This window comes from Ancrocorticia sp. (assembly GCF_052089425.1).
Taxonomy (GTDB): Bacteria; Actinomycetota; Actinomycetes; order Actinomycetales; family Actinomycetaceae; genus Ancrocorticia.
Map to the genome: position 1 here is coordinate 1 of NZ_JBQCZW010000070.1, position 4,452 is coordinate 4,452.

3 protein-coding genes are annotated in these 4,452 nt (G+C 58.9%); 1 reads left to right on the top strand and 2 read right to left on the bottom strand.

Going from position 1 to position 4,452, the window contains the following annotated elements; genetic code table 11:
- The first annotated feature begins 784 nt into the window (after nucleotides 1-784).
- Nucleotides 785-1,927: a 3-dehydroquinate synthase gene (gene aroB / locus ACTHV6_RS11875; protein WP_441387844.1), complete on the top strand. Its 1,143-nt coding sequence runs from the start codon at nucleotides 785-787 to the stop codon at nucleotides 1,925-1,927.
- A gap of 75 nt (nucleotides 1,928-2,002) precedes the next feature.
- Here aroB and ACTHV6_RS11880 read toward each other — a convergent pair whose 3' ends face one another.
- Both ACTHV6_RS11880 and ACTHV6_RS11885 read right to left on the bottom strand, forming a co-directional pair.
- The gene (locus ACTHV6_RS11880) at nucleotides 2,003-2,491 is read right to left on the bottom strand and encodes a response regulator (protein ID WP_441387846.1); all 489 of its coding nucleotides are present in this window, start codon (nucleotides 2,489-2,491) and stop codon (nucleotides 2,003-2,005) included.
- A gap of 40 nt (nucleotides 2,492-2,531) precedes the next feature.
- Nucleotides 2,532-4,046, bottom strand: coding sequence for an SLC13 family permease (locus ACTHV6_RS11885; protein WP_441387847.1), 1,515 nt, complete (start codon nucleotides 4,044-4,046; stop codon nucleotides 2,532-2,534).
- Between the last annotated feature and the right edge of the window lie 406 nt (nucleotides 4,047-4,452).

Consider the following 4,452-nt stretch of genomic DNA (forward strand, 5'->3'; position numbering starts at 1 on the left):
CGTGCATTGTGCTGGGTACTTCGTGCATCGTGCATTGTGCATTGTGCATTGGCGCTGCGGCACTCGCCTTTCCTGACCATCTCATGCTAGTGATTCGCGCGGGAAGATGCAGGGACTAGAGGACTAGCTTCGGCGGTCGGGGGCGGATGGGCAGGTACGCGCTTGATCGGAGAAGCTGCTTAGCGCGGCGGATGGCGAGCTTCGACGGGAGAATTCCGGCGGCTGCCCCGGCGAGATTTCGAATATGCTTCCACAGGTCGAGTTGCGTACTAACTGGCTCTTCGCAGTTGGGGGTGTAGGTGTTGGTTTCTGAATCCGGCGGTTTCACTTCCGTATGCTGTAGGAGCCGTGCATATAGGGGTGGCTTACACCACATACGGAGCTGTGGCGGGGGAGAGGCTTCGGCGTCAGCAGCTGATGGGGTGTTCACTTCCGCATGCTGTAGGAGCCGTGCATATAGAGCTGGCTTACACCACATACGGAGCTGTAGCGAGCAAACTACAGCGAGGCACCTACGCCCCCAACTGCGAAGAACCTGTTAACTCTCGATGCAGAATCGAACTTTCGGCGAGCGTGGTAGGAGCGTCATCGTTCGGAGAGCTCGCGGGAGATGGTGAGCGCTGCGAGGGATGGTGAGCGCTGCGAGAGATGCCGTAGAAACCTAACAATGATGGCGCCCACCAACCCTCGTGACGCCCACGGACAATCGCCGCCCATCCGCGCCAAGTTGCTAGGCTGAATTCTTAGATCAGGAGCGAATGCCGAACGAGGCAACGGAGGAACCATGGAAGCAACAGAGTTCACGGTTGAACTGGTGCGGAAGGTGGATGATTCCTACCCCGTTGTGGTGGGGCGTGGCCTCGAAAAGAAGATCGTCGAGGTGGCGGGCCGTGGGGCGCTCGCGGATCGCCGCATCGCACTGATTACCGATTCCACGGTTGAAGGGCTCATCAGCGCCGCCATCGCGCGCGAATTCGCGGCGGCCGGCCGGCCCATAGAGGTGATCGCCTTTCCCGCGGGGGAGATCAACAAGACCCGGGCCACGAAGGAGTGGATCGAGGACCAACTGATCGCCCGCGGCTTTGGGCGCGACACGCTGATCATCGCGGCAGGCGGCGGCGTGGTCACGGATGTGGTGGGCTTCGTTGCCGCCACATTCACCCGCGGCGTGCCCTACATTTCCTACGTCACCACGCTTCTGGCAGCCGCAGACGCCGCGGTGGGTGGCAAGACGGCCGTGGATACGCCGGCCGCCACCAACCTGATCGGCGCCTTCCACCAGCCCCGCGCCGTCCTGATCGATGTGGACCGCTGGCACACCCTCAGCCCCGCCCAGATCCAAGACGGGATGGGCGAGACCATCAAGCACGGGTGCCTCGCGGATTCGGAGTTTTTCGAGGTGCTGGAAGATGCGTTTGTTCGGCGCGGTTTGAGTCCGAAAGATTTTGTCGACGACGACGACCTCACCTCCCTCACCGCCCGCCGTAATTGTGAGATTAAGCGTGACTTCGTTAGCTCAGATGTGTTTGAGGGTAACCGCCGCATGGGGTTGAACCTTGGGCACACCATTGGTCGCGCTCTTGAAGCGGCGATGGGGTACACCATGAGTCACGGGCAGTGTGTGGCGGTGGGTACGGCCTTGCAGATGCGGCTGGGGGAGCGGTTCGGATACTGCAGCGCTGAGGATGTCGAACGGTTCGAGGCGCTGGCTGGCGCCATTGGGCTTCCATACCGGCTGCCCGATAGCGTGAGTGTTGAAGCCATCATGGCTGCGATGGCTCACGACAAGAAGGGTGTTGCTGGAACCATCCGCTTTGTGTTCCAGAAGGGCATCGGGGATCTGATGGTTTTTGAGGGCGGCGCCTATGCGCGGCCGGTAGATACCCAGCTGATTCGCGAGTTCTTGGCGGAGCAGTCGCGAGGCTAATAGGGAGCTTGAGCTTCGTTAGTACGTCTCAGTGGTGGGACGATCTGGCCGATTCGAATAACCAATCGCTGAAACTCAGTCAGCACGGCCCGTTGATCGCACCATGTGAAGTGCACGATCGTGTTCCAGAACAGCCAGGTGGGGCAGCGGATTAATGCCATGGATTTCCACGTAATCGGTGAGCTGTTCAGAGACGATCTCAACCAGTTCCTCGCGTGTCCATGGCTTGGCAATGTATCGATCCAGCTCAGCCTCATTGACCGCCTTGACGGTATCGGCCAAGTCGGCCTGCCCTGTCACCAGCACCTTCCGCGTATCGACCGTCCGCTGGTGCTGCGCCATCTCGACGAGGAAATCGACGCCCGAGGTGCCGGGAAGGCGGTGATCGCAGAGTGCGAGTGCCAGAAGATCCCCGTCCTCGAAGATTTCTGCGACTACTTCTCGGGCATCTGTCACGTCTTCCGCCGATTCAAGGCGAATCGTGGGGACCAGTGCCATGAGATCGCGTTCAAGTGCAGCGCGAACCTCCGGCTCGTCTTCCAAGACTAATACTGCGAGTCTCATGGGGTTTCCTTTCGCACGAGTAGTGAAAGCATAAGGGCGTCTACACCAGCCCCATCATGTTCCAGAGAGGAGGCATTGCCAGCGCGAGTATCGCCGTAGATACCGTACCGACGATGATGCCGAGGATTGCCATATCTTTGACTGAGCACATGCCGGTGGAATAGGCGATCGCATTCGGTGGGGTTGAGATGGGAAGGGACATGCCTAGTGAACAGGCGATGGCCACCGCTATGGCGACGATTGCTGTATCGACGCCGTCCAGTGACATCGCCAGTGAGATGGCTACGGGTACAAGCAAATTCGCCGCTGCGGAGTGCGACATCACGTTGGCGAATCCAAGCCCGATCAGGCATAGGACCACGGTGACTCCCACTCCTCCCAGCGTTTCCCAACCGATAGACCCGACCAGCCATGCATCTAGGCCGGTTGCACCTATGCCTGTACCCAATGCGATGCCTCCAGAGACGAGCCAGAGAACAGGCCAGTCCATGTTCTTGATGTCAGAGCCGTCCATGACGCGCAGGCAGAGCAGAATAGCAACAGGGATGAACCCAACGGTGTTGGAGGAGATCCCGTGAAGGGGCTCGGTCATCCACAAGAGGATTGTGAGCGCGGCCGTGGCATAGAAGATCTTCGCTTTGGTGCTGGTGTTCCAATTGGCGGTCATGTCCAGTTCAATGCGAGCGCTGCGCGGGATGAACAGGAGACAGAGGAGCACCCACGAAGCAATCAGGATCACGGCGGCGAACGGAGTTGCCATGATCATCCAATCGATGAAGGACACGTGAATCCCGTTGCTCTCAAGTGCGCCCACGGCAATCGCATTGGGTGGTGTGCCCACAGGCGTTGCGATTCCGCCAACGTTCGCCGCCAGAGGTATGGACAGTGCCACTCCGGTACGGGCCTTCTTATCCTTGATCGCAGTGAGAATGGGAATCACTACAGCGAACATCGTTGCTGTAGTGGCGGTGTTGGACATGAAGGGGGAAAGAATCCCGGTGATGAGCATCAGCCCAAGAACCGTAGATCGGGCCGAACCCGAGAAGGGTTTGAGCATGACGGCTGCAATGTTCTTATCCAAACCGTACTTCTCGGCGCCATCGGCAATCATGAATCCGCCGAGGAACAGAATGATGACGGGATTGGCGAGCGCCGCGAAATAGTCTGAAGCTGGAAGGGCTGCTTCTGTGAGGGCAGCATCGCCAGCAGCCGGGTCGAAGATCGCACCTTCGGCTACAAGGAGAACCTCGAGGATAATCACGAGAACTGCCGTGGCCGTCAGGGGAACGGCCTCTGTCACCCAGAACACGATGGCAAGCAAGAAGATGGACAGCATGCGCTCGCCGGGCTCATCGAGGTTCGGAATGTCGAAGAAGAACGGCAGAATGAAGAGGACGGCGCCCAGGCCAATCCCGATCTTCTGAAGCGGCTTCAGACCGCCGCTCTGTTGGTCCGATGGTGTTTGCGGCCCGCGGAGTTTGCGGCGAACTGGTTTGCCGGCGGATTCAGCACCCTTTGCGGGAGAGCTCGTAGCGTAATTGTCAGAGGGACTCATGGGTTAAGAGTACGAAGCTGCGCGTTGCTAAACGTGGGCCCTTTGACAGGGAGCCTATCCGTGAACTGTCCCGAGCCGCCTTGGCTCAAAGGATGCTGAAGTTACGAGGACTCACTCGGGGAAGTCCACTGCGTGAACATGGGTCCCTCGGTCCTCGCATGCCTCGAAGATGAATCTTCGGGCATACTCATCGGTCGGGGTGTTTAGCACCTTCGGTGCTTTCAACCCCTCCTCATTCTTGGAAGAGAACATAAATGTCCTCTCCTCTCGAATTTCGGTCGGGGAAGTTCGCTACGCGAACATAGACCCCTCTGTCTTCGCATGCCTCGAAGATGAATCTTCGGGCATACTCATCGGTCGGGGTGGCGGTGTTGTGGTGCAGGAGATTGGAATAGGGTGTCGCGGG

Coding starts and splice junctions, on each gene's coding strand:
- aroB (WP_441387844.1), top strand. CDS start 785: ATGGAAGCAACAGAGTTCACGGTTGAACTGGTGCGGAAGGTGGATGAT.
- ACTHV6_RS11885 (WP_441387847.1), bottom strand. CDS start 4,046: ATGAGTCCCTCTGACAATTACGCTACGAGCTCTCCCGCAAAGGGTGCT.
- ACTHV6_RS11880 (WP_441387846.1), bottom strand. CDS start 2,491: ATGAGACTCGCAGTATTAGTCTTGGAAGACGAGCCGGAGGTTCGCGCT.